Source organism: Sinisalibacter lacisalsi, assembly GCF_014640115.1.
Taxonomy (GTDB): domain Bacteria; phylum Pseudomonadota; class Alphaproteobacteria; order Rhodobacterales; family Rhodobacteraceae; genus Sinisalibacter; species Sinisalibacter lacisalsi.
In genome coordinates this window covers 1,001,578-1,026,810 of the sequence record NZ_BMGI01000001.1, presented here as the reverse complement: position 1 = coordinate 1,026,810, position 25,233 = coordinate 1,001,578, and the positions used below count along the sequence as shown (strand labels likewise).

Below are 25,233 nucleotides of genomic sequence, written 5' to 3'. Positions count from 1 at the left end.
GCCCTCAATCCGTGGCCGGCGCGGGGCGGGGGCGGTGCCGGCCACTGCCCTCGATCACCTCGTCGAGCGTTGTCTCCAGCCGGTTCAGGAAGCGCGTGGCGGACCAATCGACCGTCTGCTCGCCGATGGTGAGGCGCACCCCGACCAGAAGATCGGCGTCTTCGGCATATTCGACCTCGATCTCGGGCGCGACGGTTTCGTGGATCGCGCGGGTGATCTGGCTGCGCGAAGCCGTCTTGAGCGCAACGCTGCTTTGCACCCGAGCGGGGCCCTCCGCATGGGCCGCGGCCTGTTTGAGCTTGTCGCGGTCCTCGGCCTCGAGGCCGGCGAGACGGTCGGCGAAAGTGCCGGCGAGTTGGCTGGCAAGATCGCTGCCGACATAATCTTCGAGCACGCGCCCGACGATCTCGATCACCTGGCGGCCAGCGCGCTCCTGCAGCTGCGCGGCGAAGGCCTCGCGCTCGTCCTGCAGATGGTCCTGCCACGTCGCACGACGCGCCTCCATTTCCTCGCGGATATCGTCTTCAAGCCGGTCGCGCAGGGCGGCGGCCTCCTGCCGCGCTTCGCCCAGCACCTCTTCGCGGCTGTCCTCCAGCGCCCGCTGCTGTTCGCGCAGACGGCTTGCCTCGGCCTCGACCTCTTCGCGCGCGGCCTTCGCCTCCGACAGCCGGCTTTCGATACGCTCCTCGCGCCGCGCCATGGCGTCGGTGATCGGGCGGTAGAGGAATCGCTGCAACAACCAGACGAGAACGAGGAAGTTGACGATCTGGGCCGCGACGGTCAGCCAGTCGATCTGCATGGGATCAGCCTCCGACGGCCTGCGCGGCGGCCTCAGTGACGAGATTGGTGAACGGGTTGGCGAAGATCAGGATCATCGCCACCACGAAGCAGTAGATCGCGGTCGACTCGATCATCGCGAGGCTGACGAACAGCGTCCGCGTGATCGTGTTCGAGGCGTCTGGCTGCTGCGCGATGGCCTGAAGCGCCTGCGATGCGGCGCGCCCCTCGGCCAGCGCCGGGCCGATCGAGCCGATGGCGATGGTGAACCCCGCGGTAAAGATCGAGATCACAGCGACCCATGTTGCTGCATCCATGCTCAGTCTCCTGTTGCTGTGGTTTCCGGTGAATCGGTCGGGCGCTCGGTCCTGCGGCGGCTGCGGCTTGCCGACCCGATGTAAACCATCGCGAGGATCGCGAAGATATAGGCCTGGATCAGCCCGGTCAGCAGGCCCAGAACCTGCATCACGACCGGAAAGAAGAACGGTGCGACGCTGATCAGGATGCCCACGATCACCGTGCCGCTCATCACGTTGCCGTAGAGCCGCACCGCCAGCGCGATGGTGCGCGAGGCTTCGCCCACGAGATTGAAGGGCAGCATCAGCGGCGTTGGCTGCACATAGGTGCGCAGGTAGCCGCCGATCCCGCGCTCGCCGATCGAGAACAGCGGCACCGCCACCAGAACGCAGATCGCCAGCGCCGCGGTGGTCGAGAGCGAGCCGGTGGGCGGCTGGTAGCCCGGCACCACCGCCAGCACGTTCGCCGTGGCGATGAAAAGGAAAAGCGTGCCGATGAACGGCAGGTAGCGGCCCGGCCTGTCGGCCCCGACCTCGGCGATCTGGTCGCGGATGGCCGAGACGATCACCTCCAGCATCACCTGCCAGCGCGAGACGGTTTCGCCTTCGCTCAGGCGCGCCGTGACGGCCCGGGATCCGAGGACGAGAACCGCCATCACCGCCCATGTGAACACGATGGTGGCGTTGAGCTGAAGACCCCGCCATTCATAGAGAACCCATGCGTCGGGGCTTATGTCCATGTGCCCCCCCCTCGCGTTGCGCGTCCCAGCCAGCGGGTCGCGGCCAGCCGCACGACGATGAAGCCAGCGAGCCCGGCGACAAGGCCCGTCGCTGGCACCCCGAGCGCGGCGGCCGCCGCCAATGTGCCGAGCAACAGCGCCATCCGCGCCAGCGTAAGCCCGATGAAGACCAGAACGCCACCCCGGTCTTGCGGCAGGTGCCGCACGGCCACCCAGAGCAGGCCGAGGTAGACCGCGCCGACAAGGCCGCCAGCCAGAGCGGCGACGACGACGAGGGTGGAAACCGGCAGGTTCATCGCGCTCCCCCCTTGATGTGGCAATCATGGTCAGTCATCGCGCCCCTCCCGCTGGATCCAGTACCACGCGTTGAGCGCGCCGAGCATTGCGCCGGCGATCAGCAGCATCAGCGTCCACGACATATCGCTCGGCCAACGCTTGTCGATCCATATTCCCAGGGCGATGCCCGCGACGATCGGCACGGCGACCGACCAGCCCACCAGCCCGAACATGCCGAAGCCATACCACGCGCTTTCGCGGCGGCGCTTGCGGGCCTCTTCCATCCGCTGCGCCTTGCGCGCGATGGTTTCAGTCTCGGTTTCGCCGTCGCGGTCATCGGTCATGACGATTGCATCCCCAGATCGCGGAAGCGGCGGACCATGCTGGCTTCGAGGCGGGCCAGCGCCGCGCGGGCCTCGCGCTCCTCCTCGTCGTGCTGGCGGAACTCGGCCTCGACCTTTGCGCGCAGCCTGGGCAGGTCGTCGCCATCCACCGCGCCGCGCACCGCCACGCGCACCTCGTCGCCACATTTCACCAGCGTGCCGGAATTGACCGCCACGAAGCGTTCGCCGCCCTCCTCGGTTTCGTAAAGCAGGATCCCCGGCGCCAGTTGGCTGACGAAATCGACGTGCCCCGGCAGCATCCCGAAATGCCCCTCGGGGCCCTCGGCCACGATGCGCCGCACCGGGCGATCGACGCAAACGGCCATGGGGGTGATTACCTCAAGCCGCATCGGTGGCCTCCGCCCGCCCGGCAAGGTCGGTGATCGCCCCGATCATGTAGAAATCGCCCTCGTCGCGGTCCGTGAACTCCCCCGCGAGGATCCGCTCGCAGCTGTCGAGCGTTTCGTCGAGCGTGACGAAGCGGCCCGGATTGCCGGTCATCGCCTCGGTGGAGAAGAACGGCTGGGTCAGGAAGCGTTCCAGCTGGCGAGCCTGCCGGACGGTGGCCCGGTCGCGCTCCGAAAGTTCCTCGAAGCCGAGCATCGCGATGATGTCCTTCAGATCCTCGTATTCGGCCAGCGTGGTGCGCACCGCCCGCGCGATGCGAAAATGGCGTTGGCTGACCGTGGCGGGGGTGAGCATCCGCGAATAGGACCGCAGAGGGTCGATCGCCGGATAAAGCCCCTCCGACGCCTTCTTGCGCGACAGCACGATCGAGGCCGAGAGGTGGGCGAAGGTGTGCGTGGCGGCCGGGTCGGTGAAGTCGTCGGCCGGCACGTAGACAGCCTGGATCGAGGTCATCGTGCCCCGGTCGGTCGAGCAGATGCGCTCTTCAAGATCGGCCAGTTCGGTGCCAAGCGTCGGCTGGTAGCCCACCCGGCTGGGGATGCGGCCCAGAAGGCCCGAAACTTCCGAACCCGCCTGCACGAAGCGGAAGATGTTGTCGATCAGCACCAGCACGTTGCGGCGCAGGTCATCGCGGAAATACTCGGCCATGGTCAGCGCCGCGTGGCCGACGCGGAAGCGCACGCCTGGGCTTTCGTTCATCTGGCCGAATATCATCACCGTGTTGTCGAGCACGCCCGCCTCGCCCATCTCGCGATAAAGCTCCTCGGCCTCGCGCGAGCGTTCGCCGATGCCGCAGAACAGGCTGACGCCATCGTACTCGGCAACCATGTTGTGGATCATCTCGGTGATCAGCACCGTCTTGCCCACGCCCGCGCCGCCGAACAGCCCCGCCTTGCCGCCGCGCTCCAGCGGGCTGAGCAGGTCGATCGCCTTGATCCCGGTCTCGAAGATCGCGCCCTCGACGCGGCGTTCCGAAAGTGGCACGGGTGCGCGCAGGATCGGCCGGCGGGGCATGTCGCCCAGCGGCGGGCCGTCGTCGATCGTCTCGCCGAAGAGGTTGAACATCCGGCCGAGCACCGCCTCGCCCACCGGCACGTCGATCGGGCCGCCGGTGTCGCGCACGGCCAGACCGATACGCAGTTCGGGGGAAGGGTTCATCACCAGTCCGCGCGCGATGTCTTCGCCCGGCAGGCCGGCCACCTCGATGACGATTTCCGGATCACTCAGCGTGACCAACCGGTTCGAGATCGCCGGCAACGGCCCGTCGAACCGGATATCGGCGATCCCGCCCCCGAGGCGGACAATGTGGCCAATGCGCGTCTCGCGCTCCATCTTTCCCCGCTTTCCCTGCCGTGTTGCCAACCAGCCTACTGCAAGTCTGGCACGGCAAGCCTTGATTTCAAACAACCCGTCACGCGCAACCGGGATCAAACCGATGTAGACCGAACCGACGCCCCGGCATATCGTGATCGGCGAAACACAGGATGCAAACGCGCACCATGCCGCCCGGCGCGTGCAGATCGCCGGTATCAGGGAACATCATCCATGTCGAAAGAACCCGATCTCGATCGCGAAGAAAAACAGCAGGCGGATAAGTTTGAAAAGGTCGCCTCCTCGGTCATCTTCGAGGCGATTCGCCGAGAGGGAGAGCACGAGTTGTTGCGCCCGTTAAGCGCGCTGTGGTGGTCCGGTGTCGCCGCCGGCCTCGCGATAAGCACTTCGGTGCTGTGCAAGGGGTTCCTGAGCTCGATCCTGCCCGAGGCGGACTGGGCGGCGGCGATCTCGAACCTGGGTTACACCGTGGGCTTTCTCATCGTGATCCTCGGGCGGATGCAATTGTTCACCGAGAACACGATCACCCCGGTCCTGCAGCTGTTCCTCGGACCGAGCCGGGCAAAGCTCTTTCAGATTGCGCGGCTCTGGAGCATCGTCTTCGCCGCCAACCTCGTCGGCTGTGCGGCGGCCGCGCTGGTGCTGGTGTATGGCAATATCCTGCCGGAGGCGCGGTTCGAGGGCATCCTTGCCGTTTCGCGGCACTACGCCGAGGCGACGGCGCTGGAGCATTTCGGCTGGGGTATTCCGGCCGGGTTCCTGATCGCCGCGCTGGTCTGGATCCTGCCGCGCATGGAAAGCGCCGGCGAGGTGCTGATGATCGTGATCATCACCTACGTGATCGGCCTTGGCGGCATGTCGCACGTGGTGGCCGGCTCGACCGAGCTGTTCATCCTCGTTGCACGGGGCGAGCTTGGCGCAGGCGCGGCGGTGCTTGGCGGCGTCCTGCCGGCCTTCTTCGGCAACGTACTGGGCGGGACAGGAATTTTCGCCGCCCTGGCCTACGCGCAGGTGCGCGAGGAGATCTGAACGACGCCGCGAAGGGGCGATCCCGCTGCCATCTTCGGTGAGTCATGGCTTCGGCCCATGGTCCTCAATGGGCAAGAACCAGCATCTGGAACGCCATCATCGCGGCGAAGGCCAGCGTGACGGCGGTCGCCGCCGATCCGCTCTCGACCCTTTTCAGGGCGTCGGGAAACAGTTCCGAAAAAACCATCCAGATCATCGCGCCCGCGGCGAGGCCAAGCCCGACCGGAAGGAACGGGCGGAATGTCTCGACGAACAGATAAGAGGGCACCGCCATGATCGGCTGCGGCAGGCTGGTGAAGATTGCCCACAGCCCGGCTTTCCAAACAGGCGTGCCAAGCGGCACCAGAACCAGCGCGATGGCCAGCCCTTCCGGCACGTTGTGAAACGCGATGGCGGTGGTGATGAAGGCGCCCAGCCCCTCGGACCCGGCGAAGGAAACGCCGACCCCCACGCCCTCGGCGAAGGAGTGAGCCGTCATGATGCCGAGAATCAGAAGCGCCTTTCCAGCGTTCGCCCCTTGCAGGTCTGCCACCTCCACCTCGCCCGCCCCGGCAAGAAGCCGGTCGGCCAGCACGATTGCGCCGAGTCCGGTGAGAACGCCCACAATCGTCAGAGTGATGTTGAGCGAAGCCCCCTCGGCGATCAGGCTATGACTGGCGGCCAGCATCAACCCGGCCGCGGCCGCATTGGCCAGACCGATCGTGCGTTTTCCAAGGTTTTCGAAGAAAAGGAAGGGCAGCGCGCCTGCCCCGGTCATGATCGCGGTGACGAGCGCCGCCGCGACGACGATCCAGACAGATGTCTCCATGTGTCACTCCGCGAGGCGGCGATTGCCTGCAATGCAACGCTGGCCTGCGGTTGCCTGCAGGCCAGCGCCAGGGGCCGTTACTCGGCCGTGTCGTCTTCTTCGTCCGCGGCGCTCCAGGCGTCCGAGAACGCCGACCAAGCGTCGGAAAAGCCGCTCTTGAGCTCTTCCCAGGCGCTGCTTGTGCCGGATTGAAGCGCACCGTAGCGCTCGCTCAACGTGTTGCGCGCCTCGCGAAGGTCTTGCAGCCGGGCGCGGGCGGTTTCCTGCGCCGAGTCGGACATTTCCGACCAGTTCTCGCGCAACGCCTGCTCGCGACGCTCGATCTCGGCGTCGAGGCGGGTCAACGCCTCGCGCGCCTTGGTCAGCGCCTCGTCGCGCTCCTGCTCGGAGTAGTCGGCGATGGCCTCCATGGCCTCCGAAACCTCGGCGCGCACGTCGTCTGTCGTGGTCATCGCGGCATTATCGTCCTGCGCGAGCGCGGGAGCCGACGCGACGGCAAGCAAACCTGCCGCCGCGATGCCGCGAAGGGTCATCGTGAAACTCATCTTCGCTCTCCTCACTTGAAACGCGACACGGCCTTTTCGAAGGCCCCGGAAATGTTGTCCCAGGCCTTGTCGAAACCGGCCTTCATTTCGCTCCAGGCATCATCGCCGGCTTCGGCGACTTCCTTGAGCTTGGCCTCGGCCTCGTCGCGCTTCGCGCGCATTTCCTCGAGCTGCTTTTGATACTCGATCTTTGTGTCGGCCTCGGCCTCGTCGACCTTCGCCTTCATCTTGTCGATATCGGCGTTCCACTGATCGATCTTCGCCTTGGCTTTCTCGACGTAGTGTTCTCTGTCTGACATATCCTTAGCTCCTCTCATCAATTCGTTGAGCCTACATTTTTAGATATGCACGACTTCTCGGTTTTCAATTGCTCGGGGCCCGGAACGCATGCACAGTGCCCCTCATAGCATGAACCAGCGGCAAGGAGGCAAGCATGTCGACATCCACGAAACTCACGCTGCCGGTCGTCGATCTCGCCCGCGAAAACGACGAGTTCCGCAAGGTCGTCTGGACCGGCGAAGAAACCCAGCTCGTTCTCATGGCGATCCCCGAGGGCGGCGAAATCGGGGGCGAGGTGCACGAAGGGCACGACCAGTTGCTCTACTTCGTCGCCGGCACCGGCGTGGCGAAGATCGGCGAGACGGAATGCGATGTGGCGGACGGTGACGTAAGCATCGTGCCGTCGGGCACTTTCCACAATTTCCGCAACACCGGGTCGGGGATGCTGAAGCTTTTCACCACCTACAGCCCGCCCGAGCACGAGCCGGGCACCGAGCACGCCACCAAGGCGGAGGCCGACGCGGAAGGATAAGCGCATGAAGGTAGACACCGTCATCGTCGGGGCCGGCAGCGCGGGCTTGTCGGCGCTGCGCGAAGTGCGCCGCTACACCGACGATTTCCTGCTGGTCAACGCGGGCCACTGGGGCACCACCTGCGCCGCCGTGGGCTGCATGCCCTCCAAGGCGCTGATCGAGGCGGCGAACGCCTTTCACCGGCGCAACAGCTTCGAAGAGTTCGGCATCCGTGGCGCCGACGGCCTGCGGGCCGATATTCCCGCCGTCCTGGCGCGGGTGCGCAAGATGCGCGACGGCTTCGTCAAGGGGCCGGAATCGGTGCGGGGCAAGCTGGGCAAGCGGGCCATTTCGGGCCGGGCGCGCCTGTTGGGCCCCGGACGACTGGAGGTGAACGGCGACGAGATCGAGGCACGCGCCATCATCCTCGCCCCCGGCAGCAGCCCCGTGGTGCCCGGACCGTGGCGCGATTTCGGCGATCGTATCCTGACCACCGACAGCCTGTTCGAACAGCAAGACCTGCCCCGCCGCATCGCCGTGATCGGCATGGGCGCGATCGGGGTCGAGATCGCGCAGGCCCTCGCGCGGCTCGGGCTCGAGGTGGCCGGGTTCGACACGGTCGACGGGCTAGCCGGGATCGACGACAGCGAGGTTCTGGCGGCGTTCCGGCCGCTGATCGAGGACGAGATCGCACTTCATCTGGGCGCACCGGCCGAGCTGGAGGAAGCGGGCGACGCCATCCGGGTGACCGGCGCGGGCGACAGCTTCGACGCCGACGCCGTGCTGGTGGCGGTGGGACGGCGGCCGAATGTCGACGACCTCGGAGTCGACACCCTCGGCATCGCGCTCGACGACAAGGGGATGCCCGAGGTCGATCCGGCGTCGCTGCGGATCGGCGATCTGCCGGTATTCCTGGTCGGTGACGCCAACGGCGACCGCGCGCTCCTGCACGAGGCCGCCGACGAGGGCCACATCGCCGGGCGCATGGCCGCGCCGGACCGCGAGAGCGATGGGCTGTGCCGGCGCACGCCACTGACCATCGTGTTCTCGTCGCCGCAGGTGGCGCGGGTGGGGCCGCCCCTGTCGGAGTTGAACGCGTCCGACATCGCCTCGGGCAGCTTCGATTTCTCGAAACAGGCCCGGGCGCGCATGGCGCAAACCGCCGCCGGGCTGCTCCGCATCCATGCCGAGCGCGAAAGCGGCCGCCTTCTGGCCGCCGAGATGTGCGTGCCGGCCGCCGAACACCTGGCGCACCTCCTGGCGCTCGCGGTGGAACGGAAGATGACGGTTGCCGACATGCTGGCCCTGCCGTTCTATCATCCGGTTCTGGAGGAAGGCCTGCGCAGCGCCCTGCGCGATCTGTCGAGCAACGTCGCCAGCACCGGGGGGTCGGACCTGTCCGATTGCAAGGCGATCGGCCACGAGGCGCTCGATTGAGCGTGACGCGGTCCGACCGGGGAGACACGACGCGAAATGATCTCTAGCTACGCCTGGTATCTGCGCGAGGCCCTCAAGAAGATCTGGGTCCGGGTGGTGAGCTTCGCGGTGCTTGCCCTGCTGGCGGCCGGGCTGGCGCGGCTCCTCCAGCCATACCTGCCCGAAGACCTCGCCCTCAAGACCGGATCGCAAGCCGTCGATACGCTGCTCGGCGTTCTCACTTCGTCGATGCTGGCGGTGACGACCTTTTCGCTCTCCATCGCCGTCTCTGCCTTCGCCTTCGCCGCGGCTTCGGCGACGCCGCGCGCCACCGTCCTGTTGCAGGAAGACCGGACAACGCAGAACGTTCTGGCCACCTTTCTCGGCGCCTTCATGTTCGGCCTCGTGGGTTTGATCGCGCTTCATGCCCAATTCTACGGCGCATCGGGCAAGGTGGTGGTGTTCTTTTTCACGGTCGTGGTGATCGGGCTCGTCGTCGTGGCGCTGATCAGCTGGATCGGTCACCTGATGCAGTTCGGGCGCATGGGCGACACGCTCGACAGAGTCGAGCGTGCGGCGACCGAGGCCCTGCGGCGGCGTCTGGAAAACCTCTACCTCGGCGGCAGACCATTGCTGGACGTTCCGACCGATAGGTGCGCGCCCGTTCTGTCCACGGAGACCGGATACATCGAGAATATCGACATGAAGGCGCTGCAAGACCATGCCGAGGATCTCGATGCCCGCCTGTTCGTGCATCAATTGCCCGGCGCGCTCGTCGCGCCCGGTGTGCCCCTGATGTCGGTCGCGGCAGCGTCGATCAGTGACGCGCAGGCCGAGGCCCTGGGCCGCGCCTTCATGATCGGCACGCGACGCACCTTCGAGGCAGATCCCCGCTTCGGCCTGATCGTGCTGACCGAGATCGCCTCCCGGGCGCTTTCGCCGGCGGTTAACGATCCCGGCACAGCGATCGACATCCTGGGGCGGCACGTGCGGATCCTCTCGAAGTGGCATGAGCCGAACGATTGCGAGGTGAAGTTCGAAAGCGTCTTCGTGCCTCCGATCACGTTGCAGGAGGCGATCGAGGATGCTTTTCGGCCGATTGCCCGGGATGGCGTGTCGTTTGTCGAGGTTCAGATCCGGCTGCACAAGGCCTTGGGATTGCTGGTCCAAACCGCGCCGGAGGCTTTCGCGCAAGCCTGCGAAGGCATGGCGCGCGAGGCGCTGGAGAGAGCCGAGGCCGCGGGGCTCATGCCTTCGGAACTCGCGGCGATCCGGTCTGAAATGAGCAGGTATTCCCGACCGGGCGACAAGGCACCGCCCGAGATTTGACCGATACCGGGTAGCGAAACGCCGGACGTTCACCGAGCGGTTCACATCGATGGCCATGCCCGACGCGCGGCTTCGAACACGACGCCCCCGGCGGGAGGACTTTCAGTATTGCGGGTTTGCCGAAGGCCGGGTGAAGCCGCGCCCGCGCGCCGATCAGATCAGCGCGAAGACGAACCTTATGCTGACGAGAAGCAGGAACAGGCCGAACAGCCGCGTCAGCAGTTCCTTCGGGATGGCATGCGCCAGCCCCGCGCCAAAACGGGTGGTGAGCAGGGTCGTCGGCAGCGTGACCAGCAGCGTAAGCACCGACACGTAGCCGATGGCATCGAACGGCAGGCCGGGCTTGCCCCACCCCGCCGCCATGTAGCCGATCGCGCCGGGGATGGCGATAAGCACACCCACGCCCGCCGATGTCGACACCGCCTCGCGCATCGAGCGGCCGTGCAGCGTCAGAAACAGGTTGGAGATCGCGCCGCCGCCGATGCCCATCAACGCCGACAGAAGGCCGATCACGGCCCCGGACAGGGCAGTGGCGGCACGGCCCGGCAGGCTGTCGCGCAGCCGCCAGTTCCCGCCCACCAGCATCTTGACCGCGTTGATGCTGGCAACGGCGACGAAGACGATCTGGAATAGCTCTGAAGGCGCGAAGCGGGCGATCACGCTCCCGGCGACAACCCCCACCAGAACCGGGAAGATCCACGACCTGAGCAAGGCGAAATCCACCGTGCCCCGACGTGCATGCGCCCTTGCCGACACGATGGAGGTGGGGATTATGATCGCCAGCGACGTGCCGACCGCCAGCGGCATGGCCACGCCTTCGGGCACGCTGGTCAGGCGGAACACCTCGTAGAAAACCGGCACGCTGATGGCCCCGCCGCCAACGCCGAAAAGGCCGGCGAGAACACCGATCAGGGCGCCCGCCAGAACCAGCGCGGCGGCCATGACGACGAGGGTTTGCATGTCAAGCGTTTCAGGCACATCGGCCCCTTTCCAAAGACGGCATGTGCCCCGCTGCCGGGTCAGGAACCGTCGCGAACGAACCGCGCAAGGCTGGCGCCGTCGAACCCGCCAAGCCCGGCCTCCCGCGCCGCGTTGTAGGTTTCCAGCGCCCGAAGCGCCAAGGGCAGTTCCTTGCCATTGCGTGATGCCCATTTGACCGCGAGCGCAAGATCCTTGCGCAGCCCGTCGATATCGAAGGTGCCGGGCTGGTCGGTGCCGTCCAGCGTGTCGACGACCACTTGCAGACGGTTCTTCAGCACGTTCGGCCCTGCCGAACTGTCGGCCATGAGGCTCACAATCGTCTCGGCCGGCAGATCGTAGCCCTCGAGCATCTGCAGCGCCTCGCCCAGCGTGTTCCAATACATCGCGAGCGGGAGGTTCACCGCCAGTTTCATCGCGGCGCCGGCGCCGACCGGCCCGACCTGCTCCACCCGCTTGCACAACTCGGCCAGCACCGGGGCACCCTGTTCCCAGGCCGCGGCGTCGCCGCCCGCGAACCCAAGAAGCTGGCCCTTGAGCGCCGGTCCGACGGTGCCGCCGACGGGGCATTCCAGGTAGGCCCCGCCCTGCCCTTCGACCAGCTTGGCAAGCCGGGTCTGCTCGTCGGGCAGGATGGTGCTCATCTCGATCACGAGTTTGCCGGAAAGATCCTGCGCGGCGAGCCCGCCGTCACCGGAGAAGACATCCCAGAGCGCAGAAAAATCTGTGAGCGACGAGATCACAACGTCCGACCGGCTGCACAGAGCGGCAATGTCTTGCGCCACCTCCGCGCCGGCTCCGGCCGCCTGCGCCGTGTTTTTCGCCGACCGGTTCCAGACCGTGACCTGATGGTTCTGGTCGATCAGGCGCCGCGCGAACGCGGTCCCCATGCGTCCGGTTCCGATGATCCCGATGCGTGTGCCCTGTGCCATGTCAGTCCCTCCGTTCAAGCCTCATGATGTCGAGTGTCGTTTCCCCGGCGCGCAGACGCGTCATCATCTGGTCTTCCTTTGCGTGACGCGCGCGCGCCTCCTCCAGCACCTGCCCGACCCGGTGCTTCGGCAAGGTGACGATCGCGTCGTCGTCGCCGATCACGATGTCGCCTGGGGCGATTTCGGTGCCCGCCAGCGTGATCGGAACATTGATCCGGCCCGGATCGGTCTTGGTGGTTCCCCTGATCGCAACGCCGCGGGCGAAGACCGGGAAGCCGAGCGCCCTGATCTGCGCCGTGTCGCGCACGGCGCCGTTGGTCACCATCCCCGCGGCCCCGCGCACCTGGCAGGCCAGCGCCATCACCTCGCCGAACGGCCCGGTGCCCAGGTCGTCCGCGTAATCGACAACCAGCACATCCCCGGCAGAAAGGCCGGCGATGGCGAGGTGCAGCGCGAGATTGTCACCCGGCTGGCATTGCACGGTGACGGCGTGGCCCGCCATCACGGTTCCGGCCCGCACGGGATAGAGGCCGCGGTCGAGGATGCGCGCGTCGGGCGCAACCTCGCCGATGGTGGCGGTGCCGTGTGACGCCAGTTCCTCCAGCGCCGCGGTTGCGCCCGTGTCGATCAAGCGGCCGGCTTTCCGATCGTGACCTGCAGCGGAGACAGGCCGTCCACGCTCAGGTCGATCACGTCGCCCGTCTTGACCTCGCCAACCCCGGCCGGCGTGCCGGTCATGATGATGTCGCCCGCCTTCAGCTCGTGCTGCTCCGAAATCTTCGCGATGATTTCGCGGGTCTTCCAGATCATCAGGTCGACGTTGGCATCCTGTTTCACCGTGTCGTTCACGCGAAGCTGCAGGACCGCGTCGGTGACATGGCCGCACGTTTCGACAGGGGTGATCTCGCCAACGGGGCAGGACTGGTCGAAACCCTTGGTCACTTCCCAGGGCAGGCCCTTCTCGAGAACGCCGGGCTGGTGATCCCGCCGCGTCATATCGAGCCCGACGCCATAGCCGAAGATGTGGCTTTCGGCGTCATCCTCGGAAATGTTGTAGCCGCCGGATTTCAGCGCCACGACAAGCTCACCCTCGTAATGCAGGTTGCTCGTGTAGACGGGATAAGGGATCTCCCCACCGCCGGAAACGATGGCATCCCTCGGCTTCATGAAAATCACCGGGGGATCGCGTTCGTCCGCGTTCATCTCGTGGATGTGGGCGACGTAGTTCTTGCCGATGCAATAGATCCGGCGGACCGGAAAGGTGGCATCGGCGCCTGTCACGGCCAGTTCGGCCGGTGTCGGCGCTTCGACGACTGTCGTCATTGGGTTCTCCCTGCTTCGTTACAAATATATACATATCGTTGCAGGGCAAATTTGGCGAGACAGAAAATTATTCAATAAAAGCAATTGCTAAAACAGTTTTTCCGAAAAATAGCGGCTCAAAACATATATAATTAGTGATTTTACCTCCGAATCATATACGATGACGCTGTTGCGAAAAAGTGTCCGGTTCAGTGGACCGGGCAACAGGGAGGACAAAAAATGAAGTCAATCACAACAAGATTTCACCGCGTAGCGGTGCTGAGCGCGGCCACGGGGGCGCTCTTGACCGGCCTTGCGGGAGGCGCACTTGCGCAGACCAACATCACGGTCGCGGTGCCGAACCCCTCGGCGATCACCTGGGCGCCGATGTGGGCCGCGATCGGGGAGGGATACTTCGAGGAGGAAGGTCTCATTCTCGACGTGCAGGCAGTGGACGGATCTTCCTCCGTGCTGCAGGCGATGTCTGCCGGACAGGCCGAGATCGGTGCGCCCGGCCCCGGCCCGGTGCTCGGCGCCCGCGCTCGCGGCCTCGACGTTCAGTTCATCTACAACCTCTACCCGAAGAGCGTTTTCGGCCTGCTGGTGCCCGCCGAATCCGATTTCCAGGAACCGGCGGACCTCGCCGGGCAGGTGATCGGTGTCGGCACCGCCGATGGCGCCGAAGTGTCGTTCGCCGAGGCGATCCTGAACGGATCGGGGATGACGCGTCCGGACGATTTCACCTTCTTGCCGGTGGGTGATGGCGGCACGGCCGCAGTTGCGTTCCTGCGCGAAGAAGTGGCGGCTTACGCCGGTGCGGTCAGCGACGCCGCGATCCTCGCCTCGCGCGGGATCGAGCTGCGCGAAATCACGCCGGACGAATACCTCGGCTTCTTCGGCAACGGCTACGCGGCGTTGGAAAGCTACATGGCTGAAAACCCCGAGGTGATCGAAGGGTTCGGGCGCGCGCTGGTGCGTGGCATGGAATTCATGACCGACCCGGCCAACAAGGAAACCGCGCTCGACCACATGGCAGCCGGCAACCCGACCGAAGGCGAAGACCGCGACTTTGCATCGGCCCTGTTCGACGCGGCACTCGAAAGGATGACCCCGACGGATGCCTTCATCGACGAGGGCTTCGGCTTCCAGCCGGAAGAGCACTGGGCGGCCATCCACCAGAGCCTCGTCGACGGCGGCGCATTGGAAGAGCCGATCGCCGACCTTCAGGCTGCCTACACCAACGAGTTCATTGCCACATGGAACGCGCAGTGACAGAGCAATCGTTGCATGATGCAGCAAACGCAAAACCGGCCGCGGAGCGGCCGGTTTTCGAAATATCCCGGCTGACGAAAACCTATCACCGCAACGCGTTCACCGCCCTGTCGAACGTCAATCTCACCCTTGAGAAGGGCGAATTCGCGTCGGTGATCGGGTCGTCCGGTTGCGGCAAGTCCACGCTGCTGAAGATCATGGCCGGCCTGATGCCGCCAACGTCGGGCCGGGTGGTTCTCGACGGGCGCCCGGTGATGGGCCCGCGCGAAGATATCGGCATGATGTTCCAGCAGGCGACGCTGCTGCCCTGGAAAACCGCGCTTGAGAACATCATTCTTCCGATCGAGATCCGCGAGGGCAAGGCAGCGGCACGCAAGTACCGCACACAGGCCCAGGCGCTGCTCGACCTGGTCGGGCTGTCGCGGGCGGCGGATGTCTATCCGTCCGAACTGTCGGGCGGCATGGCGCAACGGGTCTCGATCTGTCGTATGCTGATCAGCGACCCGTCGGTCCTGTTGCTGGACGAGCCGTTTTCGGCGCTGGACGAGTTGACGCGCGATTTCATGAACATGGAACTGCAGCGCATCTGCATGGAGCGCCACGCCACCGCGTTCCTCGTGACCCATTCCATCCCCGAAGCCGTCATCCTGTCAGACAAGATCTACGTGATGCAATCCAACCCCGGACACGTGGCGGAGGTGGTCGATATCGACCTGCCCCGACCGCGAAAGCTGGACATGATCAACACGAACAAGTTCGGTTCCATCGTCGCGCATATCCGCGGCCTGCTGGAACAGGAGGGGCAGATTTGAGCACACAATCCAAGATGACAACCCGGGTCGCCGCATCGAAAATGATGGAGAGCGACGATCAGGACACGGTCTGGATCGAACAGGATCCGCTGATCGACCGGATCCCGCGATGGGTGGCGATGCTGGGGCTGTTCGTCGGCATCGTCGGCCTTTGGTACGGCGTCACGGCGCTGGGCATCGTCTCGCCGATCGTCCTCCCGTCCCCCGCCGAGACATGGGCCGACATCCTGTTCGTCGGCAACAACCTGTTGACGGGCGGGCACATGCTGGAAGCCTTGATCACGACGACCCTGACGGTTCTCTACGGCTTCGCGATCGCCGTTTTCCTCGGCTTCTCCCTGGGTGTTCTCGTCGGCGAAACCAAGTTCGGCGAGCGCGCGGTCATGCCCTACCTGGTGGCGATCGACACCATGCCCAAGGTGGCCTTCGCGCCGCTGTTCATCGCCTGGCTGGGGTTCGGCATTTCGTCGAAGGTGGCGCTGGCGGCCTTCATCGCCACGTTCCCCGTGGTGGTCTCCACCGCCGCCGGGCTTTACGCCGTGTCGGAAAACGAGCGCTTCCTGTTCAAGTCCATGGGCGCCACCCGGATGCAAACGCTGATCCGGCTGAAATTGCCGATCGGGCTGCCCTATTTCTTCACCGGCCTGAAGATCGCCAGTGTCGGCGTGATGGCGGGCGCGATCACCGGCGAGTTCCTCGGTGGTGGCCAGGGCTTCGGCGCGTTGATCCGGGTGTCCGCCTCGCAACTGAACACCCCGCGGGTGTTCTCGCTGATCATCTATCTCAGTTTCCTCGGGCTGGCCCTTTACTTGACGGTCGTTTGGCTGCAGTCGAAACTCATATTCTGGAACAAGACGGACAAAGTCGGTGGCATTGCGTGACATGACAGGCCGAAAACAAGCTGTGGCGCCCGCTCCCATTCTTTCGGAGCGGGCCCGGGACTTGATCCGGCGAGACATCATCGACGCCAAGCTCCTGCCGGGCGAGAAAATGCAGCTCGAGGCCATCTCGGAGCGTTACGGGATTGGTGTAAACCCGGTGCGCGAGGCGCTGAACCAGCTCGTCTCCGAAGGCTGGGTGGACCGGCACAGCCAGCGCGGTTTCTTCGTCAAGGACATGTCGCTGCGCGATCTCGAAAGCCTCGTGAAAACGCGGATCTGGCTGGAGACGCTGGCGTTGACGGAATCGATGGCCAACGCGAGCGAGGCCTGGGAAGAATCCCTCGTGCTGGTCTATCACCGGCTCGCGCGGACCAGCCGGATTGTCGAGGCCGATGGCGAGGATGTTCTGAACCACGAATGGGAAGACCGCCACAACGCGTTCCACATGGGCCTTTTGAGCGAATGCGGCTCGCCCTGGCTGCTGGAATTCTGCTCGACGATGATGGACCAGTCGGTTCGCTACCGGAACCTGTCGGTCAACTTCAACCTGGCACGGCGCGGCGATGCCATCACCGAACACGAACAAATCCTGAACGCCGTTCTCGACCGCGATCCGGTGCAGGCGACGACGCTGCTGGAGCGGCATTATTCCGAAACGCTCGAAGGATTGAAGGCGTTTCTCGCGGCCGACGAAAAGGTGAACAGAACGCCCAGCTGACGCCAAGGCGCGGGGCATTGCACGCCGACATGCGGACAGCCACGAATTGCAGCGCCGCCGCCACGGGCCCGTTCGGTGCACAAGGCGGTTCGGAACCGCCACAAGCGCGACCGGGGCCGGATATACCGTGCAACCTCGGGGTGACGGCGCGTTCGGCACAGCCCTCGTCGGCCCGCAGAGGGTCGGGAAACGCGCTCGGATTCCGGAAGCGATCCTTCCCTGCTGCACCGCGTGATCTTCGCGCGGGCACTGTGCCAGCCACCGCAGAAGGTGGGCGCGCGTCCGGGGGCACAGACATCATCACCAGGCTGGTCCGCGATTACCTTCGGCTGGAGCACGAGAGCGACGGGGCGGAACAAACCGCGGATGCCAATCCGGGGACGTGATTTGCCCAACCATCAAGCCCAACAGGCGCCCCCCCGCCGCCAGGTCGCCCGCCCAACGTGAATCACACGCCCGCAAGACGCCGCCGGACGCGATACAAGCCGTTGTGAATTCAGGTCTGTGCCGGGTGAAATGGTGCCGCAGGGGAGGATTGAACTCCCGACCTCACCCTTACCAAGGGTGCGCTCTACCACTGAGCTACTGCGGCCAACCGTGGGCGGCTGATTAGACGCATTTCGCCGAGGGCGCAAGCGCAATCTGGACGCTCATTCCCCGACGGGTTAGACAGAGCGGCATGAGCCGCAAACCTGCCTCGGAAACGCCCAAGAAGCCGCCCGCATCGCGCGACGACCGGCTCAAATCGGCGTTGAAAGCCAACATGGCGCGGCGCAAGGCGCAGGCCAGGGCGCGTGACGGCATGGCCAAGACCAACGAAGAGAAATAGAGGGGCAGGCATGGATTCTATCGTGGTAACGGGCGGCGGCCCGCTGAACGGGGAAATCCCCATCGCGGGTGCGAAAAACGCCTGCCTCGCGCTGATGCCGGCAACGCTGCTCTCCGAGGAACCGCTGATCCTCACCAACGCGCCGCGGCTGTCGGATATCTCGACGATGACGGTGCTCCTGCAATCGCTCGGCGCCGACGCCGCCAGCCTGCAGCACGACAAGGTGCTGGCGATGTCGAGCCATGATCTGACCTCGACACGGGCCGACTACGACATCGTGCGCAAGATGCGCGCCTCCAACCTCGTGCTCGGCCCCCTGCTGGCGCGCGCGGGCCATGCCGAGGTATCGCTGCCCGGCGGCTGCGCGATCGGGGCGCGGCCGATGGACATTCACATCGACGGGCTGGAAAAGCTCGGCGCCGAGATCGAGCTGAGAGACGGCTACCTGCATGCCAAGGCGCCCGGCGGGCTCAAGGGCGCGCAGATCGACCTCGCTTTTCCTTCCGTCGGCGCCACAGAGAACCTGATGATGGCGGCCACGCTGGCCAAGGGCACCACCGTGATCACCAACGCCGCGCGCGAGCCCGAGATCGTCGATCTCGCGCGCTGCCTCATCGCCATGGGCGCGCAGATCGAGGGCGAGGGCACCGACCGGATCGAGATCCAGGGCGTCGACCGGCTCGGCGGCGCGACGCACCGGGTGGTCACCGACCGGATCGAGCTGGGCACCTACATGCTCGCCCCGGTGATCGCCGGCGGCGACGTGGAATGCCTGGGCGGTACGCTCGACCTGGTGCAGAGCTTCGTCGAAAAACTCGCCGAGGCGGGGGTTTCGGTAGAGGAAACCGGCCGCGGCCTGCGGGTGCGCCACGACGGCGGCCGGGTGCGGGCAGTGGACATCACCACCGAGGTCTTCCCCGGCTTTCCCACCGATCTCCAGGCCCAGATGATGGCGTTGCTCACCACCGCTCAGGGAGTGAGCACGCTGCACGAGACGATCTTCGAGAACCGCTTCATGCACGCGCCTGAGCTGGTGCGGATGGGCGCCGAGATCGAGGTGCAGGGCGGCACCGCGCGGGTCACCGGGGTGGAGCGGCTCAAGGGCGCGCCGGTGATGGCCACCGATCTGCGCGCCAGCGTTAGCCTCATTCTCGCGGGCCTCGCCGCCGAGGGTGAAACCGTGGTAAGCCGGGTCTACCACCTCGACCGCGGCTACGAGCAGGTGGTGCGCAAGCTCTCGCGCGTGGGGGCACAGATCGAACGGGTAAAGGGCACATGACCGAGGACGCAAGATTTGAAGACGGCGGCGAGGCGCCGGTTCGGCTGATGGCGCTCGACGCCGACGACCTCGCCGTGATCTCGGCACTGGCGCAGGACGCGGTGTTTCCGATCACCGAGATGACGTGGCAGCCCACCCGCCGCCGCTTCGCATTGTTGCTCAACCGCTTCCGCTGGGAAGACGCCGAAAAGGCCGCGAAACGCGGCCGCGCGGTGGAGCGTGTGCAATCGGTGCTCGCGGTGTCGGATGTGGTGAAAGTGCAATCCCAGGGCGTGGACCGGCAGGAAAAGGATCTCGTCTTATCGCTTCTGTCCATCTCGTTCGAGCCGGGCGAAGACGGCACCGGGCGCGTTGTGCTCACCCTCGCCGGCGACGGCGCCATCGCGGTCGACGTCGAGGCGCTCGACGTCACGCTGCAGGACGTGACCCGGCCCTACCTTGCCCCCACGCGCAAGACCCCGCATCATCCGGAGTAGCCCATGGCGCAGTTTCTCAATACGCGCGACGCCGATTTCGAGGCGCGGTTCACCGCCCTGCTCGGCGCCAAGCGCGAAGACAGCCCGGACGTCGACGAGATCGTGGCCGGCATCATCGCCGATGTCCGCGCGCGCGGCGATGATGCGGTGATCGAACTCACCGAACGGTTCGATCGCCTCGCCCTGACGCCGGAGACAATGCGCTTCAGCGCGGGCGAGATCGCGGCGCAGGTCGCGAAGGTCGCGCCGGAAGAACGCGATGCGCTGGAACTCGCCGCCGACCGCATCCGCGCCTACCACGTGCGCCAGATGCCCGACGACCAGCTCTGGACCGACCCCGACGGCGCCACCCTCGGCTGGCGCTGGACGCCGGTATCGGCGGCCGGGCTCTACGTGCCGGGCGGGCTCGCCTCCTACCCGTCCTCGGTGCTGATGAACGCGGTGCCGGCCAAGGTCGCGGGCGTGGAGCGCCTCGCCGTCACCGTCCCCACCCCCGACGGCGCGGTGAACCCGCTGGTGCTGCTGGCCGCCGAGATCGCGGGGGTCGACGAGATCTATCGCATCGGCGGCGCGCAGGCGATCGCCGCGCTGGCCTACGGCACCGAAACGATCGCGCCGGTCGACAAGATCACCGGGCCGGGCAACGCCTTCGTGGCGGCGGCCAAGCGGCGGGTGTTCGGCAAGGTCGGGATCGACATGATCGCCGGTCCCTCCGAGATCCTGGTGATCGCCGATGCCGACAACGATCCCGATTTCCTGGCACTCGACCTGATGAGCCAGGCCGAGCACGACGAAAGCGCGCAATCCATCCTGGTCACCGACGATGAAGCCTTCGGCCACAAGGTGGCCGAGGCGGTCGAGAAGCGGCTGCAAACGCTGGAGCGGCGCGCCATCGCGGGCGCGAGCTGGCGCGATTTCGGCGCGGTGATCACGGTGCGCGACCTCGACGAGGCGGCCGCGCTCTCCGACCGGATCGCGCCTGAACACCTCGAGCTTTGCGTCGCCGACCCCGACGCGCTGGCGGCGAAGATCACCCACGCCGGCGCGCTGTTCCTTGGGGCATGGACACCGGAAGCGGTGGGCGATTACGTCGGCGGCCCCAACCACGTGCTGCCCACGGCGCGCTCGGCCCGGTTCTCCTCCGGCCTCTCGGCGCTCGATTTTCTCAAGCGCACCACCATCGCCAAGATGACGCCGGCAGCCCTCAAGGCAATCGGCCCGGCGGCGGAAACGCTGGCGAAATCGGAGAGCCTCGAAGCCCACGGCCTCTCTGTGCGCGTCCGGCTCGACAAGCTGAACGAGGGCTGACCTCTCTCCTTCATCCTGGCAAAAATACCTCGGGGGAGCGCGAGGGGGCAGCGCCCCCTCGCCCCGGTCGCCGCGGGCGCAAGCCCGGGGCGAACCCCTTGCCCCTAGCCCGTCGACCAGGCCCTCGGCTGGCGCATCCCCGCGATCTTGATCGCCTGCTTGACGTAGCCATAGGGAAACAGCGTGAACAGCTCCTCGCGCCCGGCCTGCTTGCCCTGCTCACCGCCGAGAAACTTCATCGCGAAGCGGGCGTCGGGCATCACCCCGTGATCGGCCTCCTCGGCGCGGATCCAGCGGATCAGTTCCCAGTGCCGAGGGGTCAGGTCGATCCCCTCCTCGCGCGCGGTATATACGGCGAAGTCCTCCGTCCAGTCGTTCGGGTCGGCAAGATAGCCATGGCCGTCGATACGGAAGCGCGCGCCGCTGAGCAGGGTCAGTGTGACCGGATCTTCGGGAACCGCGCGCATCCGGCCTGCCTTCCTAGTCCATCCACTCGAAGGGCCGGGTGAACTCGCCGAGCACGTGATTGACCTGCTCGTAATCGACCTCGCCCGTCGCCTTCAGCCGTGCCACGAGGCCCAGCTTTTTCGATTCCACCACCTCTTCGACATGGGCATTGATCCCCGCCGCTTCCAGCGCCGCGTTGTAGATCCGGGTGATTGCATCGCGCCGCAGTTCGGGTTTGAACACCTTGCCCACCGCGGTCTTCGGCAACTCGTCGAGAATGCCGATGTATTTCGGCACCGCCGCGCGCTCGTGGATGTGTTCCCTGGCATAGGCGAGCAGTTCGTCCGACGTCACCGTCGCGCCCGTCACCAACTCGACATAGGCGCAGGGGATCTCGCCGGAGAAGGCATCCGGCTGCCCGATCGCGCCGGCGAAGGCCACCGCCGGGTGCCCCGCCAACACCTCCTCGATCTCGGCCGGGTCGATGTTGTGGCCGCCACGGATGATAAGATCCTTGGCGCGGCCGGTGATCCAGAGGTAGCCATCCTCGTCGATCCGGCCGAGATCGCCGGTGCGCAGATGCGTGCCCATCGCGAACAGGCCGTTGTTCTTGGCCTCGTCGGTATAGGTGCTGCCGGCGAACACCCCGGGGTTGGCGACGCAGATCTCGCCGACCTCGTCCACGCCGCACTCCTTGAGCACCACGCCGTCGCCGTCGCATTGCAGGATCTTCACGTCGGTGTAGGGGAACGGCACGCCGACCGAGCCGATCTTCTTCTGGCCCTCGCCGAGCGGGTTGCAGGAGACCAGACAGGTCGCCTCGGTCAGCCCGTAGCCCTCGACGAGCGTCACCCCGGTGGCCTTCTCGAACCGGTTGAACAGTTCCACCGGCAAGGGCGCAGACCCGGAGAACGCCACCTTGAGCGACGACACATCGGCATCCACCGGGCGCTGCATCATCGCGGAGATGGCGGTGGGCACGGTGATGATGAAATTGACCTTCCAGCGCTCCACCAGTTTCCAGAAATTGTCGAACACACCCTCGCCCCGGTAACCTGCCGGGGTGGGGAAGACCACATGCGCCCCGGCCGTGAGCACCGCCATGAACACCACGTGCACGGCGAAGACGTGGAACAGCGGCAGCGGGCAGATGATCGTGTCGTCGGGATCGAACAGCAGGTTGGCCCCGAGCCAGCCGTTGTAGACGATGCCGGAATACTTGTGCTGCGCCACCTTCGGCATGCCAGTGGTGCCGCCGGTGTGGAAATAGGCCGCCACCCGGTCGACCCCGCCATCGGCGAAATCGAGCGTGGTGTTGTGGCGCGCGAGCGCGGCGTTGAAATCCTGCACATCCGCTTTGTGCGCGGGTTTCACCTTGGGCCGGATCAGCGGCACGATGAGGTTTTTCGGGAAGGTGAGGTAGCGGTTCAGGTCCACCTCCAGCACGTGGGCGACGTTCGGCGCCATCGCCACCGCCTCGTGCGCCTTCTGGCCCACGTCGGTCTTCGGGAAGCCCTTGAGCGTCACCACCACCTTTGCGCCCGTCTCGCGCAGGAGCGCGGCGATCTGCTCGGCGTCGAGCAGCGGGTTGATCGGGTTCACCACGCCCGCGACCATGCCGCCGATCAGGGCGATCAGCGTTTCGTTCGCGTTCGGCAGGATGAAGGCCACTGCGTCCTTCTCGCCCACGCCGAGCGAGCGGAAAAGGTTGGCCGCCTGCACCGACTTGTCGTGCAACTGCCGCCAGGACAGGGTTTCGGCCTTGTCCTTCGGCCCCGACAGGATCTGGAACGAAACCGCCGACTCCGGCCCATGCGCATCAGCCGTCTTCTTCAGCAGCTGGTAGACGGTCACCGGGTTGTTGCGCGCCTCCCAGGTCTTCTCATTCTCGACGGCGTCACGGTCGGACGGTTGATCGTAGGTATAGCGCGGCATGTCTTCCTCCCCTCCGGCACTTTCGGCCGTTTCGAAGGAAGATGGTCGAACTGGCGCGCCCTCGCAAGCCCAACGTTACGGGAAGCCCGCGCTACTCTGCAGCGAGCCCGTCGGTGAACTGGAGCCGCGCGAGGCGGGCATAAAGACCGCCTTCGGCCACCAGGTCGTCATGGCTGCCCTGCGCCACGATCCGGCCATCCTCGAACACCACGATCCGGTCGGCCTTCTTCACCGTGGCCAGCCGGTGAGCGATGATCAGGGTCGTGCGGTCCTTCGCCATCTCGTCGACCGCGTGCTGCACCGCGCGCTCGCTCTCGGCGTCGAGCGCGCTGGTGGCCTCGTCGAGCAGCAGGATCGGCGCGTCACGCAGGATGGCCCGGGCGATGGCGATGCGCTGTTTCTGCCCGCCCGAAAGCATCACGCCGCGCTCGCCGACGTAGGTCTCGTAACCATCGGGCAGCTTTTCGAGAAACTCGTGCGCGGCGGCGGCACGGGCGGCGGCCTCGACCTCGGCATCGGTGGCATCGAGCCGGCCGAAGCGGATGTTCTCCCGCGCGGTGGTGGCGAACACCACGGCATCCTGCGGCACCAGCGCGATCTTGCGGCGGAAATCGGGCCGCGTCATCTCGCGCAGGTCGATCCCGTCGATCTTAACCGCCCCCTCGCTCGGGTCGTAGAAGCGTTGCAGAAGCTGGATGATCGTGGTCTTGCCCGCGCCCGAGGGGCCGACGAGCGCCACCGTCTCGCCCGGTTTCACGTGCAGGTCTACCTGGTCGAGCGCGAGGTGATCGGGCCGGGCGGGATAGCGGAAGGTGACCGCCTCGAAGCGGATATCGCCCGCGACGTTTTCGGGCACGGGGCGCGGCGCGGCCGGATCGCGCACCGCGTCCTCGGCGGTCAGCAGCTCCACCAGCCGCTCGGTGGCACCGGCGGCGCGCTGAAGCTCCGACCAGATCTCGCTCAGCGCCCCCACCGAACCCGCCGTCATGATCGCGTAGATCACGAATTGCACCAGGGACCCGATGGTCATGGTGCCGCCGGTCACGTCGCGCATGCCCACCCAGAGCACGCCGACGACGCCGGAAAAGATCAGGGTGATGACGATCACCGTCATCAGCGCGCGGGTGCCGATGCGTTTTTCGGCCGAGCGGAAGCTTTCTTCCGTGACCTCGCGGAACGCCGCGCGCGAAGGTTCCTCGTGGGTGAAGGCCTGCACCGTCTGCACGCTCAGCAGCGCCTCGGAGGCATTGCCGGACGAGCGCGCGATCCAGTCCTGGTTTTCGCGCCCCAAGACCCTGAGCCGCCGGCCGAGCACCACGATCGGCACCACCACGGCCGGCACCAGAAGCAGCACGAGGCCGGTGAGCTTGGCCGAGGTGAGCATCATCATCCCCATGCCGCCGATCAGGATCAGCACGTTGCGCAGGGCGACGGAAACCGACGAGCCGATCACGCTCAGGATCAGCGTGGTATCGGTGGTGATCCGGCTGAGAACTTCGCCGGTCATGATCCGTTCGTAGAACGCCGGGCTGAGCCCGATCACCCGGCTGAACACCGCCTCGCGGATATCGGCCACCACCCGCTCGCCGAGCCGGGTGACGAGGTAGTAACGCAGTCCGGTGCCGAAGGCGAGCAGCACCGCGACGCCCAGGGCGAACAGGAAATACTGGTCGAGCAAGACCAGCTCGGACCCGGCAAAGCCGTCGACCACCCGGCGCACCGCGATCGGCATGATGAGCGAGATCGCGGCGGTAAACACCAGCGCCACCAGCGCCGCCCCGAGCAGGCCTCGATAGGGCCGCACGAAGGGCCAGAGCTCGGCAAGCGCACCGATCCGTTTCGACTTTTCGCGTTCTTCCTTGGTCGCTTCGCCCCGTGGCGCCATGCCCGCGCTCCTCTTCGTTCCGGGCTCAGATAAAGCGCGGGGCGCCAAA

The 25,233-nt window shown here is 66.1% G+C and carries 29 protein-coding genes and 1 tRNA gene; 12 read left to right on the top strand and 18 right to left on the bottom strand.

Annotated features, from left to right (window positions below):
• Positions 1 to 4: 4 nt before the first annotated feature.
• From IEW01_RS05130 to atpD, 7 genes are read right to left on the bottom strand one after another with little or no spacing between them, the layout of a single operon-like run.
• Positions 5 to 799, bottom strand: coding sequence for a F0F1 ATP synthase subunit delta (locus IEW01_RS05130; protein WP_188526500.1), 795 nt, complete (start codon positions 797 to 799; stop codon positions 5 to 7).
• Between the two features lie 4 nt (positions 800 to 803).
• Positions 804 to 1,094, bottom strand: a complete 291-nt coding sequence (locus IEW01_RS05125) for a F0F1 ATP synthase subunit C (protein WP_188526499.1) — start codon at positions 1,092 to 1,094, stop codon at positions 804 to 806.
• Positions 1,095 to 1,096: 2 nt separating this feature from the next.
• Positions 1,097 to 1,813: a F0F1 ATP synthase subunit A gene (locus IEW01_RS05120; RefSeq protein WP_188526498.1), complete on the bottom strand. Its 717-nt coding sequence runs from the start codon at positions 1,811 to 1,813 to the stop codon at positions 1,097 to 1,099.
• On the bottom strand, positions 1,804 to 2,109 hold the full coding sequence (locus IEW01_RS05115) for an N-ATPase subunit AtpR (RefSeq protein ID WP_188526497.1): 306 nt from the start codon (positions 2,107 to 2,109) through the stop codon (positions 1,804 to 1,806). Before IEW01_RS05115 ends, IEW01_RS05120 begins: the two co-directional genes overlap by 10 nt.
• Before the next feature lie 30 nt (positions 2,110 to 2,139).
• Entirely contained in the window at positions 2,140 to 2,433 is a 294-nt protein-coding gene (locus IEW01_RS05110; RefSeq protein ID WP_188526496.1) for an AtpZ/AtpI family protein, read from the bottom strand.
• Positions 2,430 to 2,822, bottom strand: coding sequence for a F0F1 ATP synthase subunit epsilon (locus tag IEW01_RS05105; protein ID WP_188526495.1), 393 nt, complete (start codon positions 2,820 to 2,822; stop codon positions 2,430 to 2,432). The genes IEW01_RS05110 and IEW01_RS05105 overlap by 4 nt, the downstream gene beginning before the upstream one ends.
• Positions 2,812 to 4,212: a F0F1 ATP synthase subunit beta gene (gene atpD, locus IEW01_RS05100; RefSeq protein ID WP_188526494.1), complete on the bottom strand. Its 1,401-nt coding sequence runs from the start codon at positions 4,210 to 4,212 to the stop codon at positions 2,812 to 2,814. Before atpD ends, IEW01_RS05105 begins: the two co-directional genes overlap by 11 nt.
• Before the next feature lie 213 nt (positions 4,213 to 4,425).
• Between atpD and IEW01_RS05095 the strand changes: the two genes are divergently transcribed.
• On the top strand, positions 4,426 to 5,241 hold the full coding sequence (locus tag IEW01_RS05095) for a formate/nitrite transporter family protein (RefSeq protein WP_188526493.1): 816 nt from the start codon (positions 4,426 to 4,428) through the stop codon (positions 5,239 to 5,241).
• 64 nt (positions 5,242 to 5,305) lie between these two features.
• On the opposite strand, the gene IEW01_RS05090 is transcribed toward IEW01_RS05095, so the two are convergent.
• The 3 genes from IEW01_RS05090 to IEW01_RS05080 form a co-directional block, all read right to left on the bottom strand.
• Positions 5,306 to 6,049, bottom strand: coding sequence for a ZIP family metal transporter (locus IEW01_RS05090; RefSeq protein WP_188526492.1), 744 nt, complete (start codon positions 6,047 to 6,049; stop codon positions 5,306 to 5,308).
• Between the two features lie 77 nt (positions 6,050 to 6,126).
• Positions 6,127 to 6,594 carry a sll1863 family stress response protein gene (locus IEW01_RS05085; RefSeq protein WP_188526491.1) on the bottom strand — a complete coding sequence of 156 codons (468 nt, stop codon included), beginning with the start codon at positions 6,592 to 6,594 and terminating at the stop codon, positions 6,127 to 6,129.
• Positions 6,595 to 6,605: 11 nt separating this feature from the next.
• Complete coding sequence (locus tag IEW01_RS05080) at positions 6,606 to 6,893, bottom strand: sll1863 family stress response protein (RefSeq protein ID WP_188526490.1); 288 nt, start codon at positions 6,891 to 6,893, stop codon at positions 6,606 to 6,608.
• Between the two features lie 134 nt (positions 6,894 to 7,027).
• On the opposite strand from IEW01_RS05080, the gene IEW01_RS05075 reads away from it, so the two are divergent.
• Genes IEW01_RS05075 through IEW01_RS05065 form a run of 3 tightly spaced genes read left to right on the top strand, consistent with a single transcriptional unit; the run spans position 7,028 to position 10,130 of the window.
• Complete coding sequence (locus tag IEW01_RS05075; protein WP_188526489.1) at positions 7,028 to 7,405, top strand: cupin domain-containing protein; 378 nt, start codon at positions 7,028 to 7,030, stop codon at positions 7,403 to 7,405.
• Positions 7,406 to 7,409: 4 nt separating this feature from the next.
• Positions 7,410 to 8,822, top strand: coding sequence for a dihydrolipoyl dehydrogenase (locus IEW01_RS05070; RefSeq protein ID WP_188526488.1), 1,413 nt, complete (start codon positions 7,410 to 7,412; stop codon positions 8,820 to 8,822).
• 36 nt (positions 8,823 to 8,858) lie between these two features.
• Positions 8,859 to 10,130 (top strand): DUF2254 domain-containing protein, encoded by a 1,272-nt coding sequence (locus tag IEW01_RS05065; RefSeq protein ID WP_188526487.1) that lies wholly within the window; start codon positions 8,859 to 8,861, stop codon positions 10,128 to 10,130.
• Positions 10,131 to 10,283: 153 nt separating this feature from the next.
• On the opposite strand, the gene IEW01_RS05060 is transcribed toward IEW01_RS05065, so the two are convergent.
• Genes IEW01_RS05060 through IEW01_RS05045 form a run of 4 tightly spaced genes read right to left on the bottom strand, consistent with a single transcriptional unit; the run spans position 10,284 to position 13,363 of the window.
• The gene (locus IEW01_RS05060; RefSeq protein WP_229738075.1) at positions 10,284 to 11,108 is read right to left on the bottom strand and encodes a sulfite exporter TauE/SafE family protein; all 825 of its coding nucleotides are present in this window, start codon (positions 11,106 to 11,108) and stop codon (positions 10,284 to 10,286) included.
• A 41-nt stretch (positions 11,109 to 11,149) separates the two neighbouring features.
• The gene (locus IEW01_RS05055; protein ID WP_188526485.1) at positions 11,150 to 12,040 is read right to left on the bottom strand and encodes an NAD(P)-dependent oxidoreductase; all 891 of its coding nucleotides are present in this window, start codon (positions 12,038 to 12,040) and stop codon (positions 11,150 to 11,152) included.
• A 1-nt stretch (position 12,041) separates the two neighbouring features.
• Positions 12,042 to 12,671 carry a 4-carboxy-4-hydroxy-2-oxoadipate aldolase/oxaloacetate decarboxylase gene (locus tag IEW01_RS05050; protein WP_229738074.1) on the bottom strand — a complete coding sequence of 210 codons (630 nt, stop codon included), beginning with the start codon at positions 12,669 to 12,671 and terminating at the stop codon, positions 12,042 to 12,044.
• Positions 12,668 to 13,363, bottom strand: coding sequence for a fumarylacetoacetate hydrolase family protein (locus IEW01_RS05045; protein ID WP_188526484.1), 696 nt, complete (start codon positions 13,361 to 13,363; stop codon positions 12,668 to 12,670). Before IEW01_RS05045 ends, IEW01_RS05050 begins: the two co-directional genes overlap by 4 nt.
• A gap of 219 nt (positions 13,364 to 13,582) precedes the next feature.
• On the opposite strand from IEW01_RS05045, the gene IEW01_RS05040 reads away from it, so the two are divergent.
• From IEW01_RS05040 to IEW01_RS05025, 4 genes are read left to right on the top strand one after another with little or no spacing between them, the layout of a single operon-like run.
• Positions 13,583 to 14,614, top strand: a complete 1,032-nt coding sequence (locus IEW01_RS05040; protein WP_188526483.1) for an ABC transporter substrate-binding protein — start codon at positions 13,583 to 13,585, stop codon at positions 14,612 to 14,614.
• Positions 14,599 to 15,426 carry an ABC transporter ATP-binding protein gene (locus IEW01_RS05035; protein ID WP_188526482.1) on the top strand — a complete coding sequence of 276 codons (828 nt, stop codon included), beginning with the start codon at positions 14,599 to 14,601 and terminating at the stop codon, positions 15,424 to 15,426. The genes IEW01_RS05040 and IEW01_RS05035 overlap by 16 nt, the downstream gene beginning before the upstream one ends.
• A 41-nt stretch (positions 15,427 to 15,467) precedes the next feature.
• On the top strand, positions 15,468 to 16,307 hold the full coding sequence (locus IEW01_RS05030) for an ABC transporter permease (RefSeq protein ID WP_188526681.1): 840 nt from the start codon (positions 15,468 to 15,470) through the stop codon (positions 16,305 to 16,307).
• A gap of 1 nt (position 16,308) precedes the next feature.
• On the top strand, positions 16,309 to 17,025 hold the full coding sequence (locus tag IEW01_RS05025; protein ID WP_188526481.1) for a GntR family transcriptional regulator: 717 nt from the start codon (positions 16,309 to 16,311) through the stop codon (positions 17,023 to 17,025).
• A 517-nt stretch (positions 17,026 to 17,542) separates the two neighbouring features.
• Here the strand turns inward: IEW01_RS05025 and IEW01_RS05020 are convergent.
• Positions 17,543 to 17,617, bottom strand: a tRNA-Thr gene (locus IEW01_RS05020).
• Positions 17,618 to 17,704: 87 nt separating this feature from the next.
• On the opposite strand from IEW01_RS05020, the gene IEW01_RS05015 reads away from it, so the two are divergent.
• The 4 genes from IEW01_RS05015 to hisD are packed head-to-tail and all read left to right on the top strand — an operon-like array spanning position 17,705 to position 20,917.
• Entirely contained in the window at positions 17,705 to 17,854 is a 150-nt protein-coding gene (locus IEW01_RS05015; protein WP_188526480.1) for a hypothetical protein, read from the top strand.
• A gap of 10 nt (positions 17,855 to 17,864) precedes the next feature.
• Complete coding sequence (gene murA / locus IEW01_RS05010) at positions 17,865 to 19,133, top strand: UDP-N-acetylglucosamine 1-carboxyvinyltransferase (protein ID WP_188526479.1); 1,269 nt, start codon at positions 17,865 to 17,867, stop codon at positions 19,131 to 19,133.
• Positions 19,130 to 19,609, top strand: a complete 480-nt coding sequence (locus IEW01_RS05005) for a DUF2948 family protein (RefSeq protein WP_188526478.1) — start codon at positions 19,130 to 19,132, stop codon at positions 19,607 to 19,609. The genes murA and IEW01_RS05005 overlap by 4 nt, the downstream gene beginning before the upstream one ends.
• Positions 19,610 to 19,612: 3 nt before the next feature.
• A complete protein-coding gene (gene hisD / locus IEW01_RS05000; RefSeq protein WP_188526477.1) occupies positions 19,613 to 20,917 on the top strand; it encodes a histidinol dehydrogenase in 1,305 nt (434 codons plus the stop codon).
• Between the two features lie 104 nt (positions 20,918 to 21,021).
• Here hisD and IEW01_RS04995 read toward each other — a convergent pair whose 3' ends face one another.
• The 3 genes from IEW01_RS04995 to IEW01_RS04985 all read right to left on the bottom strand — a co-directional run bounded on the left by IEW01_RS04995 (position 21,022) and on the right by IEW01_RS04985 (position 25,184).
• On the bottom strand, positions 21,022 to 21,384 hold the full coding sequence (locus IEW01_RS04995) for a TusE/DsrC/DsvC family sulfur relay protein (RefSeq protein WP_188526476.1): 363 nt from the start codon (positions 21,382 to 21,384) through the stop codon (positions 21,022 to 21,024).
• A 13-nt stretch (positions 21,385 to 21,397) separates the two neighbouring features.
• On the bottom strand, positions 21,398 to 23,299 hold the full coding sequence (locus IEW01_RS04990; protein ID WP_188526475.1) for an acyl-CoA synthetase: 1,902 nt from the start codon (positions 23,297 to 23,299) through the stop codon (positions 21,398 to 21,400).
• A gap of 91 nt (positions 23,300 to 23,390) precedes the next feature.
• Positions 23,391 to 25,184 carry an ABC transporter transmembrane domain-containing protein gene (locus tag IEW01_RS04985; protein ID WP_188526474.1) on the bottom strand — a complete coding sequence of 598 codons (1,794 nt, stop codon included), beginning with the start codon at positions 25,182 to 25,184 and terminating at the stop codon, positions 23,391 to 23,393.
• Between the last annotated feature and the right edge of the window lie 49 nt (positions 25,185 to 25,233).

What these genes read in the sequence shown, in the direction of transcription:
- IEW01_RS05130 (WP_188526500.1), bottom strand. Translation starts at nt 799, where the DNA reads ATGCAGATCGACTGGCTGACCGTCGCGGCCCAGATCGTCAACTTCCTC.
- IEW01_RS05125 (WP_188526499.1), bottom strand. Translation starts at nt 1,094, where the DNA reads ATGGATGCAGCAACATGGGTCGCTGTGATCTCGATCTTTACCGCGGGG.
- IEW01_RS05120 (WP_188526498.1), bottom strand. Translation starts at nt 1,813, where the DNA reads ATGGACATAAGCCCCGACGCATGGGTTCTCTATGAATGGCGGGGTCTT.
- IEW01_RS05115 (WP_188526497.1), bottom strand. Translation starts at nt 2,109, where the DNA reads ATGAACCTGCCGGTTTCCACCCTCGTCGTCGTCGCCGCTCTGGCTGGC.
- IEW01_RS05110 (WP_188526496.1), bottom strand. Translation starts at nt 2,433, where the DNA reads ATGACCGATGACCGCGACGGCGAAACCGAGACTGAAACCATCGCGCGC.
- IEW01_RS05105 (WP_188526495.1), bottom strand. Translation starts at nt 2,822, where the DNA reads ATGCGGCTTGAGGTAATCACCCCCATGGCCGTTTGCGTCGATCGCCCG.
- atpD (WP_188526494.1), bottom strand. Translation starts at nt 4,212, where the DNA reads ATGGAGCGCGAGACGCGCATTGGCCACATTGTCCGCCTCGGGGGCGGG.
- IEW01_RS05095 (WP_188526493.1), top strand. Translation starts at nt 4,426, where the DNA reads ATGTCGAAAGAACCCGATCTCGATCGCGAAGAAAAACAGCAGGCGGAT.
- IEW01_RS05090 (WP_188526492.1), bottom strand. Translation starts at nt 6,049, where the DNA reads ATGGAGACATCTGTCTGGATCGTCGTCGCGGCGGCGCTCGTCACCGCG.
- IEW01_RS05085 (WP_188526491.1), bottom strand. Translation starts at nt 6,594, where the DNA reads ATGAGTTTCACGATGACCCTTCGCGGCATCGCGGCGGCAGGTTTGCTT.
- IEW01_RS05080 (WP_188526490.1), bottom strand. Translation starts at nt 6,893, where the DNA reads ATGTCAGACAGAGAACACTACGTCGAGAAAGCCAAGGCGAAGATCGAT.
- IEW01_RS05075 (WP_188526489.1), top strand. Translation starts at nt 7,028, where the DNA reads ATGTCGACATCCACGAAACTCACGCTGCCGGTCGTCGATCTCGCCCGC.
- IEW01_RS05070 (WP_188526488.1), top strand. Translation starts at nt 7,410, where the DNA reads ATGAAGGTAGACACCGTCATCGTCGGGGCCGGCAGCGCGGGCTTGTCG.
- IEW01_RS05065 (WP_188526487.1), top strand. Translation starts at nt 8,859, where the DNA reads ATGATCTCTAGCTACGCCTGGTATCTGCGCGAGGCCCTCAAGAAGATC.
- IEW01_RS05055 (WP_188526485.1), bottom strand. Translation starts at nt 12,040, where the DNA reads ATGGCACAGGGCACACGCATCGGGATCATCGGAACCGGACGCATGGGG.
- IEW01_RS05045 (WP_188526484.1), bottom strand. Translation starts at nt 13,363, where the DNA reads ATGACGACAGTCGTCGAAGCGCCGACACCGGCCGAACTGGCCGTGACA.
- IEW01_RS05040 (WP_188526483.1), top strand. Translation starts at nt 13,583, where the DNA reads ATGAAGTCAATCACAACAAGATTTCACCGCGTAGCGGTGCTGAGCGCG.
- IEW01_RS05035 (WP_188526482.1), top strand. Translation starts at nt 14,599, where the DNA reads ATGGAACGCGCAGTGACAGAGCAATCGTTGCATGATGCAGCAAACGCA.
- IEW01_RS05030 (WP_188526681.1), top strand. Translation starts at nt 15,468, where the DNA reads ATGATGGAGAGCGACGATCAGGACACGGTCTGGATCGAACAGGATCCG.
- IEW01_RS05025 (WP_188526481.1), top strand. Translation starts at nt 16,309, where the DNA reads ATGACAGGCCGAAAACAAGCTGTGGCGCCCGCTCCCATTCTTTCGGAG.
- IEW01_RS05015 (WP_188526480.1), top strand. Translation starts at nt 17,705, where the DNA reads ATGAGCCGCAAACCTGCCTCGGAAACGCCCAAGAAGCCGCCCGCATCG.
- murA (WP_188526479.1), top strand. Translation starts at nt 17,865, where the DNA reads ATGGATTCTATCGTGGTAACGGGCGGCGGCCCGCTGAACGGGGAAATC.
- IEW01_RS05005 (WP_188526478.1), top strand. Translation starts at nt 19,130, where the DNA reads ATGACCGAGGACGCAAGATTTGAAGACGGCGGCGAGGCGCCGGTTCGG.
- hisD (WP_188526477.1), top strand. Translation starts at nt 19,613, where the DNA reads ATGGCGCAGTTTCTCAATACGCGCGACGCCGATTTCGAGGCGCGGTTC.
- IEW01_RS04995 (WP_188526476.1), bottom strand. Translation starts at nt 21,384, where the DNA reads ATGCGCGCGGTTCCCGAAGATCCGGTCACACTGACCCTGCTCAGCGGC.
- IEW01_RS04990 (WP_188526475.1), bottom strand. Translation starts at nt 23,299, where the DNA reads ATGCCGCGCTATACCTACGATCAACCGTCCGACCGTGACGCCGTCGAG.
- IEW01_RS04985 (WP_188526474.1), bottom strand. Translation starts at nt 25,184, where the DNA reads ATGGCGCCACGGGGCGAAGCGACCAAGGAAGAACGCGAAAAGTCGAAA.